At 46.2% G+C, this 17,306-nt stretch carries 18 protein-coding genes; 1 reads left to right on the top strand and 17 read right to left on the bottom strand.

The window, feature by feature from the left end:
* Positions 1-52 precede the first annotated feature (52 nt).
* Complete coding sequence (gene gcvH / locus ICN37_RS00280) at positions 53-445, top strand: glycine cleavage system protein GcvH (protein ID WP_255538422.1); 393 nt, start codon at positions 53-55, stop codon at positions 443-445.
* 13 nt (positions 446-458) lie between these two features.
* On the opposite strand, the gene priA is transcribed toward gcvH, so the two are convergent.
* The 17 genes from priA to ICN37_RS00195 form a co-directional block, all read right to left on the bottom strand.
* On the bottom strand, positions 459-2,585 hold the full coding sequence (gene priA, locus ICN37_RS00275; RefSeq protein ID WP_216154290.1) for a primosomal protein N': 2,127 nt from the start codon (positions 2,583-2,585) through the stop codon (positions 459-461).
* A gap of 265 nt (positions 2,586-2,850) precedes the next feature.
* Positions 2,851-3,969 carry a uroporphyrinogen decarboxylase gene (hemE, locus tag ICN37_RS00270; RefSeq protein ID WP_216154468.1) on the bottom strand — a complete coding sequence of 373 codons (1,119 nt, stop codon included), beginning with the start codon at positions 3,967-3,969 and terminating at the stop codon, positions 2,851-2,853.
* Positions 3,970-3,978: 9 nt separating this feature from the next.
* Positions 3,979-4,395 (bottom strand): F0F1 ATP synthase subunit epsilon, encoded by a 417-nt coding sequence (locus ICN37_RS00265; RefSeq protein WP_216154289.1) that lies wholly within the window; start codon positions 4,393-4,395, stop codon positions 3,979-3,981.
* A gap of 12 nt (positions 4,396-4,407) precedes the next feature.
* Positions 4,408-5,808: a F0F1 ATP synthase subunit beta gene (gene atpD / locus ICN37_RS00260; protein WP_072582052.1), complete on the bottom strand. Its 1,401-nt coding sequence runs from the start codon at positions 5,806-5,808 to the stop codon at positions 4,408-4,410.
* A 55-nt stretch (positions 5,809-5,863) separates the two neighbouring features.
* Entirely contained in the window at positions 5,864-6,733 is an 870-nt protein-coding gene (gene atpG / locus ICN37_RS00255) for a F0F1 ATP synthase subunit gamma (RefSeq protein ID WP_216154288.1), read from the bottom strand.
* 17 nt (positions 6,734-6,750) lie between these two features.
* The gene (gene atpA / locus ICN37_RS00250; RefSeq protein WP_072582050.1) at positions 6,751-8,292 is read right to left on the bottom strand and encodes a F0F1 ATP synthase subunit alpha; all 1,542 of its coding nucleotides are present in this window, start codon (positions 8,290-8,292) and stop codon (positions 6,751-6,753) included.
* Positions 8,293-8,337: 45 nt separating this feature from the next.
* Positions 8,338-8,874: a F0F1 ATP synthase subunit delta gene (locus tag ICN37_RS00245; RefSeq protein WP_216154287.1), complete on the bottom strand. Its 537-nt coding sequence runs from the start codon at positions 8,872-8,874 to the stop codon at positions 8,338-8,340.
* 1 nt (position 8,875) lies between these two features.
* The gene (locus ICN37_RS00240; RefSeq protein WP_216154286.1) at positions 8,876-9,346 is read right to left on the bottom strand and encodes a F0F1 ATP synthase subunit B; all 471 of its coding nucleotides are present in this window, start codon (positions 9,344-9,346) and stop codon (positions 8,876-8,878) included.
* A 63-nt stretch (positions 9,347-9,409) separates the two neighbouring features.
* Positions 9,410-9,676, bottom strand: a complete 267-nt coding sequence (gene atpE / locus ICN37_RS00235) for a F0F1 ATP synthase subunit C (RefSeq protein ID WP_028818346.1) — start codon at positions 9,674-9,676, stop codon at positions 9,410-9,412.
* 42 nt (positions 9,677-9,718) lie between these two features.
* On the bottom strand, positions 9,719-10,609 hold the full coding sequence (atpB, locus tag ICN37_RS00230; protein ID WP_216154285.1) for a F0F1 ATP synthase subunit A: 891 nt from the start codon (positions 10,607-10,609) through the stop codon (positions 9,719-9,721).
* Positions 10,610-10,643: 34 nt separating this feature from the next.
* Complete coding sequence (locus ICN37_RS00225) at positions 10,644-11,138, bottom strand: ATP synthase subunit I (RefSeq protein ID WP_216154284.1); 495 nt, start codon at positions 11,136-11,138, stop codon at positions 10,644-10,646.
* Positions 11,125-12,018, bottom strand: coding sequence for a ParB/RepB/Spo0J family partition protein (locus tag ICN37_RS00220; RefSeq protein WP_216154283.1), 894 nt, complete (start codon positions 12,016-12,018; stop codon positions 11,125-11,127). Before ICN37_RS00220 ends, ICN37_RS00225 begins: the two co-directional genes overlap by 14 nt.
* 24 nt (positions 12,019-12,042) lie before the next feature.
* Positions 12,043-12,813, bottom strand: coding sequence for a ParA family protein (locus ICN37_RS00215; protein WP_216154282.1), 771 nt, complete (start codon positions 12,811-12,813; stop codon positions 12,043-12,045).
* 18 nt (positions 12,814-12,831) lie between these two features.
* Positions 12,832-13,500 (bottom strand): 16S rRNA (guanine(527)-N(7))-methyltransferase RsmG, encoded by a 669-nt coding sequence (gene rsmG, locus ICN37_RS00210; protein ID WP_216154281.1) that lies wholly within the window; start codon positions 13,498-13,500, stop codon positions 12,832-12,834.
* The gene (gene mnmG, locus ICN37_RS00205; RefSeq protein ID WP_216154280.1) at positions 13,493-15,415 is read right to left on the bottom strand and encodes a tRNA uridine-5-carboxymethylaminomethyl(34) synthesis enzyme MnmG; all 1,923 of its coding nucleotides are present in this window, start codon (positions 15,413-15,415) and stop codon (positions 13,493-13,495) included. The genes rsmG and mnmG overlap by 8 nt, the downstream gene beginning before the upstream one ends.
* 106 nt (positions 15,416-15,521) lie before the next feature.
* Positions 15,522-16,259: a TSUP family transporter gene (locus ICN37_RS00200; protein ID WP_216154279.1), complete on the bottom strand. Its 738-nt coding sequence runs from the start codon at positions 16,257-16,259 to the stop codon at positions 15,522-15,524.
* Positions 16,260-16,374: 115 nt separating this feature from the next.
* On the bottom strand, positions 16,375-17,304 hold the full coding sequence (locus tag ICN37_RS00195; protein WP_215321250.1) for a branched-chain amino acid ABC transporter permease: 930 nt from the start codon (positions 17,302-17,304) through the stop codon (positions 16,375-16,377).
* Between the last annotated feature and the right edge of the window lie 2 nt (positions 17,305-17,306).

The raw sequence follows: 17,306 nt of genomic DNA, 5'->3' as shown, positions 1-17,306 counted from the left end.
GGGAAAGCTAGTTTATGGGAGTCGGCATAAAATGCACCTAAAGGATAAAACAATGAACAGCCAAGATACATTTAAATTTGCAGAAACTCACGAATGGGCCGATCAAGAAAATGATGGCTTAGTTTGGGTTGGTATTAGCAATCATGCACAAGAAGCGCTAGGCGATGTGATGTTCTTTCAAGCCCCAAAACTTGGGCAACAAGTAAAGCAGGGTGAGGCTATTGCGGTTATTGAGTCAGTGAAGGCGGCCAGTGATATTCATGCGCCAATAAGTGGCGAGATTGTTGCCCTCAATGAAGAGGTTGATACATCGCCTGAAATCGTCAATGAAAATCCATATGGTATTTGGTTATTCAAAATCAAACCCGCCTCCGATGAAGTTCTTGCTCAAGAACTCAATCAACTCTTGACCCCAGAAATATATAACGCGGGCCCTGGCGTCTAATATCTGAAATCAATTAGATTGAAATGGGGTCGCGTTCAATTAACCATCGAATGCGCCCTTCTTTACTAATGCGTCCCTGGGAGCGCTCTCGCAAATAAAGATCCGTTGCCTCTAATATTTCTTGCAGGTTTTTACGATCATCAGACTCCACCAGAAGTTGGGCGCGTTCCGAGCCCGCTACACGCATCATTGCCTTGGGGACCGGATCATAGACTCTGAGGTCCTTATTTATATGGCCCCGAGACTTTAAATATCCCTTCAGGCTACTCAAAAACTGAATTGCTTTATCTAAACTTTTAGCCTCAGCATAGATAAGGGCCTGGTAGGCAAAAGGCGGCAAGCCAGCCTCTTTTCTTTCATTGGCCGTAAAGCTTAAAAACCCATCTACGTCATGGTGCAGTAAAAACTGAAAAACTGCAGACTCCGGAAACTGCGTTTCAATATAAATAGCACCACCTGCTTCACCATCCTTATTGGATCGCCCAGCCCGCCCTGCAACCTGAACTAACTGGTCAAATAATCGCTCTGCCGCCCTAAAGTCTTGAGAGAACAATCTACTATCTGCATCCAGCACAGCAACTAAGCCAATATTTTGGTAATCGTGCCCCTTGGCAATCATCTGGGTCCCAACAACGATATCGACATTACCTTCGTGAATTTCCTGAAAGAGCTCTTCGGCGCCCTTACTCTTCCTGCTGGAGTCTGTATCGACTCGCAGCACTCTTGCAGCCGGCCACATCTCCTCAATAGCATCTTCAATCTTTTGAGTTCCTTGTCCCAGGGTCTTCAAGTCGGCATTACCGCAATCGGGACAATGACTTGGAATTGATTTAACCAAGCCGCAGTGGTGGCAACTTAAAACTGACTTCCTGCCTAATGCTCCTGCTTTATGCAGCACCATATAGGAGCTACATTGCTCGCATCTTGAGAGCCATGAGCAAGCGCCGCAGCTAAGAACGGGGGCATAGCCTCGCCGATTGATGAGTATTAGGCTTTGCTGCTTATTTTCAAGATTCTGACTGACCGCATTAGCAAGAGTTTTAGTAATCAAGCTTTTGGATTTTGGCTTCTCTATATCGCCCGGACTAAATTGCGTTTGTGGATCGCGTGTGTTGATCAGATGCACTCTTGGCAAGCTTGCGCCTTGTGCGCGTTGATCCAGACGAATATATTCATAACGGTTAGCCCTTGCAGCCATCCAAGTCTCAAGAGATGGTGTAGCGGAAGCCAATAAGATCGGAATCTTAAGATCGTGGGCACGCCATATCGCAAGATCCCTTGCAGAGTAACGAATACCATCTTGTTGCTTATAGGATGGGTCATGCTCTTCATCAACAACAATCGCACGCAGATTAGGTAGGGGAGTTAATACAGCCAATCTTGTTCCCAAAATAATTTGGGCTTTACCAGTCATCGCATCATGCCAAGCAATGCCTCTGACTTTTTCACTAACGCCACTGTGAAGCACGACCATTTTTTTATCTGGAAAATATGCACGCACTCTGCGCTCCAACTGTGGCGTTAAATTAATTTCAGGCACTAAGAGCAACGCCTGTGCGCTTGCATCTTCCAAAATGCCGCTTAACCAATTTAAAAATACAGCCGTCTTTCCGCTACCAGTTTGTCCTTGCAGCAGTATTGCTTTGAATTCACCTGAAGTAATGGTGCGCAATTTTTCTAAGGCTAGTTTTTGGCCATCGTTCAGATGGATCTCATCAACAAAACCCTCTACAGCTTCAAGCTTCTTTTTTTTCTTTTGCTTTTCTTCATCTGCCGCTAATTTCTTGGGGATCTTTTCCCAGTCATCAGGCTTTTTCCACATCTGGGGAATGGTGGGAATAATGGTCTCGCCTAATGCATGAATGTAATACTGACTGGCAAAGTTCATTAACCTCAATATTGCGGGGTCCAAGGGGGGAAGGGGTGCAAGCTTGCTTACCCCTTTTAATTTATCAAGTTCATAGTCTGAGTGAACGCTTACTTTAATTATCAATCCCACCAGCGAGCTACGCCCAAAGGGAACCTCAACTATTGCCCCCACTTGTGGGGCGCCCCCTAATGCCTCTTTGTCCCACAAGTAGTCAAAGCCCTGTGCAAGGGGCTTATCAACAACAACTTGGACAATGATTGGGGGAGGCATGATTTACTTCAAATCTCTAGTTTGCTTGTGGATAAGTCTGTGGATATCATCCGAGAATTCTGATTTATAAGCTAATTTATCAGCTTTCAGATTCTGCACCCTTTTACAGCTTTTTAGTAATTATTTATATAAATCAATAACTTGGAAAGGTATTCGAAAGTGAATTTTCATCATTATTCACAATCTCACTGAATTTCGAATTTTCCCGTTATCTGTGCATAACTTTCGCTAAAAATCCTAACCGAAAGTTAGCAATCACTCAGTGTTACGACTTTGCCCTGAGAGCCCTTGAGCGCTCAATGACCGCTTCAGCGAGAGCCGTAACGCTTTCAGGAGGGGTAAACTGAGAAATCCCATGCCCTAGATTAAAGACGTGTCCGTCTAAAGGGTGTAAGCCGGGTTTAAGGGCTGGAGCGCTCGCCAAATCTTCAAGCAAAAGGTTTGCTTCCTGCGCAATTTGTTTTGGCTCTGAGAACAGAATAAGCGGGTCTAAATTACCTTGCAATGCCAGTGGCTTGTTCAGAGCCAGCAATTGTTTGCGTGCGCGACTCAGTGACATTGTCCAATCAATGGCAATAACATCAGCACCAACTTGCGCCATATCGCTCAACCAAATCCCACCGCCTTTGGTAAACATGATTACTGGAATTTTTCTGCCTTCATGTTCGCGTGGCAATAAAGAAATCACTTTTTGCATTGAAGCCAGAGACATTTTTTGATACCAGCCATCTGGAAGCATTCCGCCCCAGGTATCAAAGATCATCAGTGCTTGCGCACCTGCTTTTACTTGCTCGATTAGATAAGCAGCAACAGATTGCGCATTGATATCTAAGATATGCTGCATCAAATCAGGGCGGCTAAACATCATCGTTTTGGCATGACGAAAATCATCAGCGCTTGAACCATCAATCATGTAACAAGCTAATGTCCAAGGGCTTCCGGAGAAGCCAATCAATGGCACACGCTGTTTGCCATCCTGTATCAATGCTTTCCGAATTTCTGAAACCGCATCAAATACATATTTCAACTGATCCATATCAGCTATGCGCAATTTCTTAACCGCCTCTTCAGTGCGCAGGGGATGTTCAAAACTAGGGCCTTCGCCCGCGGTAAATTTCAAACCCAATCCCATGGCATCAGGAATGGTCAAAATATCGGAGAACAAAATCGCCGCATCCAACGGATAGCGATCTAAAGGCTGAAGAGTTACTTCTGTAGCGTAAGCAGGATTTTTTGCGAGCCCTAAAAAACTTCCAGCTCTGGCCCGAGTAGCGTTGTACTCGGGGAGGTATCGGCCGGCTTGACGCATGAGCCAAAGCGGTGTTTGATCAACCGCTTCGCCCAGGCAGGCCTTTAAAAACCGATCATTTAACAACAAGGAGATGACCGTCTATTACTTTTTACGACGGAAACGAGCAATTGCAGCTAGCTGTGCTGCCGCCATTGCAAACTCAGATTGGGCCAAAGCCAAGTCAAAGTCAGTGCCACGGTTTTGCATTGCTTCTTCAGCACGTTTCTTAGCTTCAACAGCTTTAGCTTCATCAAGATCATGTCCGCGAATAGCGGTATCGGCTAAAACGGTGACGCGATCTGGCTGAACTTCTAAATAGCCACCTGCTACGAAAACAAACTCTTCATCACCATCGGCTTTTTCAATGCGAACTGAGCCTGGACGAATGCGTGTAATCAAAGGAGTGTGGCCGCGCAAAATGCCGAGCTCACCACTTTCGCCAGGAAGCGCAACAAACTTAGCTTCCCCACTGAAAATAGACTGCTCAGCACTTACTACATCGACGCGTATGGTTGACATAATTTCCCTAGATTAAAGCTTCTTGGCTTTCTCGATGGCTTCATCAATTGAACCCACCATATAGAACGCTTGCTCAGGCAAGTGATCCAATTCGCCGCTGCAGATCATTTTGAAACCACGGATAGTTTCTTTCAATGGAACGTATTTGCCTGGTGAACCAGTAAACACTTCAGCAACGTGGAAAGGCTGGGACAAGAAACGTTGAATCTTACGAGCACGTGATACTGACAACTTATCTTCTGGTGACAACTCGTCCATACCTAGAATTGCAATAATGTCGCGCAACTCTTTATAGCGCTGCAATGTCATCTGTACTTCGCGAGCTACTTCATAGTGCTCTTGACCAACCACTTGTGGGTCGAGCTGACGGCTGGTTGAATCCAATGGATCAACCGCTGGGTAAATACCCAATGCAGCGATATCACGCGACAACACAACTGTGGAGTCTAGGTGCAAGAAGGTTGTAGCTGGTGATGGATCGGTCAAGTCATCCGCAGGAACGTAAACGGCCTGAATAGAGGTAACGGAACCAGTCTTGGTAGAAGTAATACGCTCTTGCAATTTACCCATCTCTTCAGCCAATGTAGGTTGGTAACCCACAGCGGAAGGCATACGACCGAGCAATGCAGAAACTTCGGTACCGGCCAATGTGTAACGATAAATATTGTCAACGAAGAACAAAATGTCACGGCCTTCGTCACGGAACGCTTCAGCCATTGTCAAACCAGTTAACGCAACGCGCAAACGGTTGCCAGGTGGCTCGTTCATCTGACCAAACACCATCGCCACTTTGTCGATAACGTTAGATTCTTTCATCTCGTGGTAGAAGTCATTACCTTCACGAGTACGCTCACCAACACCGGCAAACACTGATAAACCTGAGTGTTGCTTAGCGATGTTGTTAATCAATTCCATCATGTTCACGGTCTTACCAACACCCGCACCACCGAACAAGCCTACCTTACCGCCTTTAGCAAACGGGCAAACTAAGTCAATAACCTTAATACCCGTCTCTAACAAGTCAACGGAAGGAGAGAGCTCATCAAACTTAGGTGCTGGCTGGTGAATAGCGCGACGCTCTTCAGTAGCAATCGGACCTGCGTCATCGATTGGGCGTCCTAGAACGTCCATGATGCGGCCTAAAGTTGCTGGGCCAACAGGCACAGAAATTGGGCCACCAGTAGACTTCACTTCCATACCACGACGCAAGCCATCGCTGGCGCCCATGGCAATCGCGCGAACTACGCCGTCACCGATTTGTTGCTGAACTTCAAAGGTCAAACCTTTTTCAGCAAATGATTTTTCACCGCTATCAACTAATGTCAACGCATCATAGATGTTTGGCATTTTGTCGCGTGGGAACTGAATGTCCACCACTGGACCGATACATTGCACGATATTTCCGTTACTCATCGCATTTCTCCGCTTTTAATTCCTGAATTCTTTCGTATTCCTAAACGCTGACCGCTTAAACCGCAGCCGCTCCGCCAACAATTTCTGACAACTCTTTAGTAATAGCAGCCTGTCGTGTTTTGTTGTATTCCAATTGCAATTCGCCGATTACGTTCTTCGCATTATCTGAAGCGGCCTTCATAGAGACCATACGTGCAGACTGCTCAGAAGCCATGTTTTCAGCAACTGCCTGATAAATCATTGCTTCAACGTAACGCTTAAGCAGGCCATTCAAAATAGACTCTGCATCAGGTTCGTAGATGTAATCCCAAGAATTGCCTGTTTTCTCTTGTGGAGTCAAAGCTTCTGGCTCCAAAGGCAAGAGTTTTTCTAAAACAGGCTCTTGTTTCATTGCATTTACAAAGCGGGTATATGCCAAATAAACAGCATCAATCTCGCCACGCTCAAACGCTTCTAATTGGGCAACAATTGCACCAATCAAAACATCCATATGTGGTGTGTCACCAATTTGGATTGTTTGAGAAATCAATTTTGCTTTTGAGCGATTCAAAAATTGCAAACCTTTTGAACCAATTGCGGTGTACGCAATCTCAACATTTTTTTCTTGCAAATCGCGCACTTGGTTAGCAATCAAACGCAAGACGTTGGTATTTAAACCACCGCACAGGCCTTTGTCTGTAGTAACCAAAATCGTGCCAACTTTCTTCACCTCACGAGTTGCCATGTAAGCAGGGCGGAACTCAGGATTAGCTTTTGATAGATTGGCAACAATCTCACGAATTTTTTCAGCGTATGGACGCGCATTACGCATGCGCTCTTGGGCGCGACGCATCTTGGATGCGGCGACCATTTCCATTGCCTTCGTGATCTTGCGCGTGTTTTGCACGCTCTTGATCTTAGATCGTATCTCTTTTGTGCTTGCCATGATTTATGCGAGCCCTCTTAGAAAGAGGCAGAACGCTTGTAATCCTCAATAGCAGCGCGCAATGCAGCTTCGTCATCTTTACTCAAATCCTTGGTTTCTTCAATACGCGCAACTAAGTCAGCGAATTTAGATTTCAAATGATCTTGCAAGCCTTTTTCGAATGGCAATACGTTCTTTACCTCGAGATCATCGAAGTAGCCGTTATTAACAGCATAAAGTGAAGCGGCCATTTCCCAGACTTGGAGTGGCTTGTACTGAGCTTGCTTACACAATTCCGTAACGCGACGACCGCGCTCGAGCTGCTTGCGGGTTGCTTCGTCAAGGTCAGATGCGAACTGAGCAAACGCTGCCAATTCACGATATTGCGCCAAGTCGGTACGAATACCGCCAGATAACTTCTTAATCACTTTAGTTTGTGCAGCACCACCAACGCGGGAAACAGAAATACCGGCGTTAATCGCAGGACGTACACCAGCGTTGAACAAGTCAGTTTCCAAGAAGATCTGACCGTCAGTAATCGAAATTACGTTAGTTGGAACGAATGCAGAAACGTCGCCAGCTTGAGTTTCGATGATTGGCAATGCAGTCAATGAACCAGTCTTACCTTTTACGGCACCATTCGTAAACTTCTCAACATACTCAGCATTTACACGTGCAGCGCGCTCGAGTAAGCGTGAGTGGAGGTAGAAAACATCGCCAGGATAAGCTTCGCGGCCTGGTGGGCGACGGAGCAATAAGGAAATTTGACGATAAGCAACTGCTTGCTTAGTTAAGTCATCGTAAACAATCAAAGCGTCTTCGCCGCGATCGCGGAAGTATTCGCCCATGGTGCAGCCTGCATAAGCAGAGAGGTACTGCATCGCTGCAGACTCAGACGCACTCGCTGCAACAACAACGGTGTACTCCATCGCGCCCAATTCTGTGAGCTTACGAACAACGTTAGCAATAGTTGAAGCTTTTTGACCGATCGCCACGTAAACGCAATAAACACCTTTACCTTTTTGGTTAATGATCGCGTCAACCGCAACGGCAGTTTTACCAGTTTGACGGTCGCCAATGATCAACTCACGCTGACCGCGGCCAATTGGAACCATCGCATCAATCGCCTTTAAACCAGTTTGTACTGGCTGGCTAACGGATTGACGTGCGATAACGCCTGGAGCAACTTTTTCGATAAAGTCAGTTAACTTAGTATTGATTGGGCCTTTGCCATCAATTGGCTGACCGAGCGCATTTACAACGCGACCAAGCAACTCTGGGCCAACTGGAACCTCCAAAATGCGACCCGTACATTTCACTGGGTCGCCTTCTTTAATGTGGGTGTATTCACCCAACACTACGGCACCAACAGAATCACGCTCAAGGTTTAATGCAAGGCCGATAGTGTTGTTAGGAAACTCCAACATTTCGCCCTGCATAACGCCTGACAAGCCATGTACGCGGCAAATACCGTCGGTCACTGAAATTACAGTGCCTTCGTTGCGAACTTGGGAGTCAACGCCCAATTCGCTAATTCGGCTTTTGATCAGCTCGCTGATCTCGGAAGGGTTGAGTTGCATTACTTACTCCTGGGTCTTATTTCGTATGTTCTTAATAGGGATCACTTATGCGCCAAGACTTGCTTGCATTTGAGCTAACTGAGCCTTAACTGAACTATCCATTACTTCATCGCCAACTTGAATGCGAACTCCGCCAATCAATGTTGGGTCAACCTGAATAGTTGGGCGCAATTCTTTACCCCCAAAGCGCTTCTTCAAACTTGACAACAAATCATTTAACGCAGATCCCTCTAAAGGGAATGCGCTAGTAATATTTACTTCTGCAGCGCCTTCGCTTTTGTTCTTCATTGCTTCAAATTGATGGGCAATTTCAGGAACGGCTGCTAAGCGGTGGTTTTGATTCACAAGATTCAAAAAGCTAGCAACCTTAGGGTCGAGCTTGGTTTTCACCATGCCAGAAAGTAGCTTGCTTAAATCATCAGCGGATACTTTTGGGTTGTTTGATAGGGCAGCAATTTCTGGCAAAGCAGCAAGCTGTGCCAATTCGTTTAATTGCTCCAAACATCCAGCGAGCTCAGCAGGCTTGGCGCTTTGAAAAAGTGCTTCAGCGTAAGGACGTGCAATAGTGGCTAATTCAGCCATATCAAAGTTCTGCCTTTAGTTGGTCAAGTAATTGGCCATGCGCTTTTGCATCAACTTCGCGACGCAAAATTTGCTCGGCACCTTTAACAGCGAGAACAGCCACTTCAGCACGCAGAACCTCGCGGGCACGAGTAACTTGCTGGGCTGCATCTTGTTGGGCTTGAGAAATGATTCGAGCGGCTTCAGCTTGTGCGTTAGCACGAATTTCTTCGGCTGACATTTGTGCACGTTTTTCAGCTTCGGCAACGCGTTGAACACCTTCTTGGCGTGCTTTAGTTAATTCTTGCTCAGCTTCATTGCTTGCCAATGCGAGCGCTTCTTTACCACGCTCGGCAGAGGCTAATCCATCAGCAATTTTGCTTGAACGCTCATCTAACGCCTTAACCAGCGGAGGCCACACGAAGCGTGCAACAACCCACCATAAGACGAAGAAAACGATCATTTGCGCGAATATGGTCGCGTTCAGATTCACGATATTCCTTTCAGTATTGTTGAGAACAGTTGGATGACCCGTTGGTCATCCACGCCAGAACAATTACTTAATAACTGCGAGCAGTGGGTTTGCGAAAGCAAACAACATTGCAACACCAACGCCGATCAAGAACGCAGCGTCGATCAAACCAGCCAAAAGGAACATTTTGGTTTGTAGTTCATTGATCAATTCTGGTTGACGGGCGGCGCCCTCAATGAACTTACCACCCATTAGGCCAATGCCCAAACAGGCTCCTAATGCGCCGAGGCCGATGATGAGGCCAATACCGATAGCGGTTAGTCCTTGAATGTTGGCTAAGAATGCTTGCATGTTTACTCCTAAGTATTGAAGGTGAGGTTAAAAATAAAAAAGTTAATGGTGACTATGGGCTTGCCCAATGTAAACCAAGGTCAACATCATGAAAATAAATGCTTGTAACAAAATAACTAAGATGTGGAATATCGCCCAAGCTGAGCCAGCAATAACGTTACCAACAAAGCCAAGCATGTACAAATCTAAGTTAAAGGTCCACATACTTCCCAAGAGGGCGATGAGCAAAAAGAGTAGCTCACCTGCGTACATATTTCCGAAAAGTCGCATCCCCAAGGAAACGCCCTTAGCAATGTATTCGATAATGTTTAAAACCAAGTTGAAAGGTGCCAAGTACCACTTTGCGCCGAAAGGTGCAGAAACCAACTCGTGCAAAAATCCGCCTAGGCCCTTAACTTTGAAGCTATAGAAGAACACTAGTAGTAGAACTGAGAACGATAAGCCGAAAGTGGCATTTAGATCGGTAGTAGGTACGATCTTGTGGTGCGGAACGTGAACGCCAAAACTGCCAATAAATTGATTTACGCCAAAGATCCAATCTACTGGCACTAAATCCAAAGTATTTAGGAGAATGATCCAGCAAAAAACGAATAGCGCTAGCGGTGCAATGAAAGTGCGGTCGCCATGAACAATACTCTTAGTTTGGTTATCAACCATCTCAACCAGCATTTCCACTAAACACTGAAAGCGTCCTGGAACTCCAGGGGATGCTCTGCGAGCAGCAAGAACCAAGAGAAAAACGGTGATCAACCCCATTAAAGAGGTCCAAAAGATAGTATCTAAGTTAATAACACTGAAATCAATGACAGAGGTTTGTGCCCCGCCAATGTTATTCAGGTTTTGTAAGTGCTCAGCAATATAAGCAGTAGGTGTAAGCGGTTCGCTAGCCACATGATGGGCTACCTCTGCTGCTGCGTTGACTTCGCTAGACATCTCTGAACTTGTCCTTATCTATATTTACCACTTGTTACCTCCAAAACCACGCTAACAAATAACACTTAAGCGTAGCTAAATAGGTGACAAGCAATGGAATCCATTTCAAATCAGGTTGCTTTAGGGCAAAGCCAATAAACAGGAGAATGGTTGCTAGGATTTTTAAAAATTCGCCAGAAACCACTGCTGCTAAATATCCACCAGGGCTCGATTTTACATTCTTTTTCGCGGCCTCTAAGCGCACCAAAAACAAGGCGGAGGGCAAAAACCCAATCAAGCCACCCACTAAAGCCGAGTAAGTATAAACGACTCTTTCTGCCGATTCAGAAAAAAAATAACTAAAACTAGCAATAATCAGGGTAAGCACCACCTGACTCGCAACAACCCGCCATCCATTGATAGAAGTAAAGCTTTTGGGCTTTACTTTTCGCAATGCATCCATCTCAGTCTTGCTGAGGGCCTTGAATGAATCCTCATCTTGATCGTTCCATTCAACAGCTTTAATAGGGCGCACTTTATTCAAAACCAATACCCAACTTTTTTAATAAGGAATCAAGCTCATCAAATTGACTAAAGCGAATTCTGAGCTCTCCGCCTCTACCTTTAAGCTTAAATTCGGTGCTTAATCCGATTAAGTCGGCTATTTCCTGCGTTAAACGCTGCATGTCTGGGTCCGCACTCGGGGACTTATTCCCAGGCTTATTTTTAGACTTTTTGTCACCAATCTGACCACCTGCAATCACCAAAGCAGCAGTCATGCGCTCTGCCTCGCGAACCGATAGGCCCTGAGCGGAGATTCTCTGGGCTAAGGCCACTTGGCTTGAACCTGGAAGAGGTAAAAGTGCACGTGCATGACCCATATCTATATCGCCAGCCAACAGCATAGCTTGCACAGGCTTAGCTAACTGAGCAAGGCGCAGTAGATTAGTGATGGCGCTGCGAGACTTACCTACAGCCTTGGCAGCCTGCTCATGAGTAAAACCAAACTCTTCAATCAACCTTGCTAAACCTTGTGACTCTTCGAGAGGATTCAAATCCTCTCGCTGCATGTTTTCCACTAAGGCCATTGCTGCCGCAGCCTGATCATCAGCGTCAGAAACTAAAACTGGAACTTCTTTTAAGCCTGCAATAGTTGCCGCACGAAAACGTCTTTCGCCCGCAATAATTTCGTACTTACCAGGGGCTACCAGGCGAACCAATAGGGGCTGCATCACCCCTTGCTCACAAATGCTTTCTGCCAACTCTTGTAATGCCCCAGCTTCCATTTTTTGACGCGGTTGATATTTGCCAGCCTGCAAAGCAGTTAATGGCAAACGATTGATTTCGGTAGAAGGGTTTGCTTGTTGTGTCTTTTCTCCAAGCAAAGCTTCAAGACCTCTACCCAAACCTTTTTTCTTAATAGCAACCATGATCTTTATTGTTCTTTCTGAAAATTACATGTGCTTGATGCGCTCAACCATCTCGGCACCAAACTCTAAATAGGCCTTTGCGCCACGCGATGATTTATCGAAAGCCACCCCAGGAAGCCCGTAAGACGGGGCTTCAGCAAGACGCACATTACGCGGAATAATGGTCTTAAATACTTTGTCGCCGAAGTGCTCAAGAAGCTGATCGGAAACTTGTTGTTGCAAAGTCATGCGTGGATCAAACATGACGCGCAATAAACCGATGATGACTAAGTCGGGATTCAAATTTGCATGCACTTGTTTGATGGTGTTTACCAAATCAGACAATCCTTCCAATGCAAAGTATTCACATTGCATTGGCACGATCACACCATTTGCTGCACACAATCCGTTGAGCGTAAGCAAAGATAAAGCAGGCGGACAATCAATCAAAATAAAGTCGTAATCGTTCGCCACTTGAGCAAGCGCATCTTTCAAACGTGCTTCGCGTAAATCCAAATCTACCAATTCAATTTCAGCGCCCGCTAAATCACGATTAGCCGGCAATACGTCGTACCCGGAGCTTTCGCAACGCTGCACACACTCTTTAACTGACGTCATACCAATTAACACCTGATATACGCTTGCGTTTAAGTCTGCTTTTTCTACCCCCGAGCCCATAGTGGCATTGCCTTGGGGATCAAGGTCCACCAACAAAACGCGCTGTTCTAGCCCCGCTAAACCCGCTGCCAAATTAACAGCGGTAGTGGTCTTACCAACACCACCTTTTTGATTTGCAATACAGAAAATTTTTGCCATGGCTACTTTTGGGTTTACTTAAGAGGTGAGGGTGGATTTTCTCACGGGGGCCAACACCAAAAGGCGTCGCTCCACCGCTAAATTAGGGATATGAAGGGGCTCGTCGGCAACTAAACGCCAATAGTCCATGGAAACATCTTTCATTTCGTCATCAGCGCGCTTGGCCTTCATTGCAAACACCAGGCCATCGGATTTTAAGAATGGCAATGACAACTCCAAAAAACGTGCAAGATTAGTAAATGCCCGAGAAATGACTGCATCAAATTGTGCTGGTTGTTGCATTGCAGCATCTTCCACTCTCTCGCAGAGCACCTCAATGTTTTTCAGTTTCAGTTTTCCGCGCACATGCTGCAGAAATGCCGTCTTCTTGCGGATGGCTTCAATCAGTGAAAGCTGCCACTCCGGCTGAACAATGGCAATAGGAATCGCCGGCAGCCCACCCCCAGAACCAAGGTCGGCAATTTTAGGTGAGGGACCCCTTAAAAACTGCCGCAATACCGGTAAAACTGCAATAGAATCAATAAGATGGAGTCGAATGGAGTCTTTCTCGCCTTCGATTGCTGTGAGGTTATGAACCCGATTCCAGCGTCCCATTTCTTGCAAAAACAGCTCTAAATCAGCGATATTGCTTGGACTTAACTCCAGCCCAAGATCCTCAATTCCCAAAGCAAGCAAACCCTCACTCATGGGTTTCTTGAGTACGGCCCAAGCCTTTTTTAAGGTGCACCAATAAAAGTGAAAGGGCGGCAGGCGTGACCCCTGAAATGCGGCCGGCCTGACCTAATGTTTCGGGTTTATGCAAATTCAGTTTTTGCTGAACCTCCTTAGATAAGCCAACAACCTGAGAGTAATCGAGTGATTCCGGTAAGGGGAATGATTCATTGTGTTCTTGACGAGCGATTTCAGTCGCCTGACGATCGATGTAACCCTGGTATTTAACTGAGATTTCTACCTGATCGCTAATTTGAGCAGCCAAGCCAAGATCTTCGTCTAGAGTTGCTGGAGCCCACATTCCATTGCCCAAAGCAGTAATTGCTTCATAAGTAACCCCTGGGCGCCTCAATAACTCCGTTAAGTTGCATTCATGAGACAGGCCTTGACCTAGCAACTGAGAAACTAGGGGTGCGGCCTCGTGTTTTGGGCCAACCCAAATATCTTGCAAACGAGATGTTTCACGTGAAACAGCCTCTTGTTTTCTGCAAAAAACTGCCCAACGATAATCATCCACCAAACCAAGCTCGCGCCCAATTGTGGTTAAGCGCATATCTGCATTATCTTCACGCAAGCTCAAGCGATATTCTGCTCGGCTTGTAAACATGCGATATGGCTCCTGGACTCCGCGGGTAATCAGGTCATCAACCAAGACACCAATATAGGACTCGCTGCGCTTGGGCAACCATGGCTCTTTTCCTTTGGCCGCTAAGCCAGCGTTAATTCCAGCCAACATGCCTTGCGCTGCAGCCTCTTCATAGCCAGTGGTGCCATTAATCTGGCCAGCAAAGTAAAGCCCGCCAATAGCCCTGGTCTCAAGGCTATGGCGTAATTGGCGTGGATCAAAGAAGTCATATTCAATTGCGTAGCCAGGGCGGACAATCACCGCAGACTCCATACCCCGAATACTGCGGACTAAGTCCCACTGAACATCAAAAGGTAAGCTGGTAGAAATCCCATTGGGATAAAACTCATTGGTTGTGAGGCCTTCTGGCTCCAAGAAGATCTGATGACTATTTCTAGAGGCAAAGCGATGAATCTTGTCCTCAATAGAGGGGCAGTAGCGGGGACCAACCCCCTCAATCACACCGGTATACATCGGTGAACGATCTAAACCGCCCCGAATAATATCGTGAGTCTTTTCGTTTGTATGAGAAATCCAGCAAGGAACCTGCTTGGGGTGCTGCTCTGGACGCCCCAAATAAGAAAATACCGGCACTGGATCCAAGTCCCCAGGCTGCTCAAGCATGACTGAAAAGTCGATTGTTCGGCCATCAATGCGAGGTGGAGTACCAGTCTTCAATCTTCCCTGAGGAAGCTTCAATTCCTTTAATCTAGCCGATAAGGAAACTGCTGCAGGATCACCCGCACGCCCACCGGCGTAGTTATTTAAGCCTACATGGATCTTTCCATCCAAAAAGGTGCCCGCCGTAAGAACAACTTTCTTTGCAGCAAACTCTAGGCCCATTTGAGTAACCACACCCTGAACCTCATCGCCCTTAACTAATAAGTCATCAACTGCGGCCTGGAAGAGGGTTAAATTAGGTTGATTTTCTAGACGGCGCCGAATGGTGGCCTTATACAGAACTCGGTCCCCTTGAGCACGAGTAGCCCGAACAGCAGGGCCCTTACTAGAATTTAGAATGCGGAACTGAATGCCGGCTTCATCAGTAGCCGCAGCCATAGCGCCGCCCATGGCATCAATTTCTTTTACTAGATGGCCCTTACCAATCCCGCCGATGGAAGGATTGCAGCTCATGGCGCCCAAGTTTTCAATGCTATGGGTAATTAATAGGGTGTCGCACCCCATACGCGCCGAAGCAAGCGCGGCCTCAGTCCCAGCGTGACCGCCTCCAACCACAATGACATCGAAACTTTTGGAATAACGCATGATTTGCCTCAGATAGGGCGATGATCATAGCATTTTGTTTGTTTCACGTGAAACAAAAGATTAAAAATTCCTAGAAAAACAATAGGCAGATTTCTAAGTAATTGATTTAATTAATGAAATAAGCATTCCAGGCTGACTTCAATATCAGCACACTAACAATGACCAAAAAGGCCTTTCTGACAAAGGCGCTACCATGCTTAATTGCCAATCGACTACCAAACTGACTGCCAGCTATATTAGCAACCATCATTGCAAACCCGAGAGGCCAGTTAATTTGACCGAGGCTAGCCAACATCAAAATAGCTGCCAGATTGGTTGCCACATTTACCAATTTCGTTGCCGCAGACGCATGAAGAAAATCAAAACCAAAAAAGCGCACGAAACCAAACAACAAAAAACTGCCGGTACCAGGACCAAAGAAGCCGTCATAAAAACCAATTGTTAAACCAAGGACTACACCCTTGAGCTGTTGAAAACGCCCAAGAATTTTCGGCGCATGCGCCTCTCCAAGCGAAGGTTGAAACCAGGTGTACAGAAGCAGGAACAACAAAACAAATGGCAACGCTTTGCGCAAAGGCTCGGCTGGAAAATTGCTCACTGCATTTGCACCCAAAAGAGAGCCTACAAAACCCGCAACAATTGCTGGTAAAACAATTGCCCAAGGTAAAGAAACATGGCGCAAAAATTTACGCGCAGCATTAAAGGTCCCACCAACCGCAGCAACCTTATTCGTCGCTAGCAAAGTTGCGGGCGGAACATTGGGGTAAGCAGCAAACAGGGCGGGCACCTGAATCAAGCCACCACCTCCGGCTACGGCATCAACCAGACCAGCAAAGAAAGCCATTGCCAAAAGCAGTGGCCATATGAAAATTGAAAATTCGATGAGAGTCTCTTTTAATTGAATGAGTGCGGCGAAAGCGCCGCACTAAAAATCAAATAATAAAAGGAAAAACAAAAACTCAGTTTTTGTTTTTATAGTGCGCAGCAATCTCGCCAACAACGCCTCGACGGAATGCTAAAACACAAATGACAAAAATGAAGCCTGTTGCAATTGTGCTCCATGAGCCAATATTGGCAAGATAATTTTGCAGGCCAACGACAATTCCCGCGCCAACCACTGGGCCCAGAATGGTTCCCATACCACCAAGCAAGGTCATCAACACAACCTCGCCAGACATATGCCAATGAACATCGGTCAGTGTTGCCAACTGGAATACCAAAGATTTCATGGAACCAGCCAAGCCAGATAATGCGGCCGAGATCACAAAAGACATCAACTTAAAACGATCAACGTCATAGCCCAGGGAAATAGCGCGGGGCTCATTCTCGCGAATTGCCTTAAGAACCTGACCAAACGGAGAGTGCACTGTACGCATGATGACGGCAAAACCAAATAAGAAAACCGCCAAAACAAAGTAATACATCGCAACATCGTCCTTTAGGTCAATCAAGCCAAATAACATGCCGCGGGGGACACCCTGTATTCCATCTTCGCCACCCGTAAATGGAAGCTGAACAGCTAAAAAGTAAACCATTTGCGAAAGAGCCAAAGTCACCATCGCAAAGTAAATGCCTTGTCTGCGAATGGCCAACGATCCAATTAAGAATCCCAAAACACCAGAGCCAACAACGCCCAACAGAATTCCTAACTCAGGGGAGAGGCCCGCTTCTTTGCAGAAGTAGGCGGTAATGTAAGCAGCAGTTCCAAAAAATGCTGCATGACCAAAAGATAGAAGCCCGGTAAAACCCAAAAGCAAATTGAATGCGCATGCAAAAAGGGCGAAGCACAACACCTTCATTGCAAACACGAGATAAATAAAATCTTGGAAGGGCAATAACAGGGCAATTAAAACCAAGATGCCGTAAAGCAATTTTGTTTTTGGACTCATGC

This window comes from Polynucleobacter sp. P1-05-14 (assembly GCF_018881675.1).
In the GTDB taxonomy this organism is placed as follows: Bacteria; Pseudomonadota; Gammaproteobacteria; order Burkholderiales; family Burkholderiaceae; genus Polynucleobacter.
The sequence above is the reverse complement of the archived record's forward strand: the minus strand, read 5'-3'. Positions and strand labels throughout refer to the sequence as shown.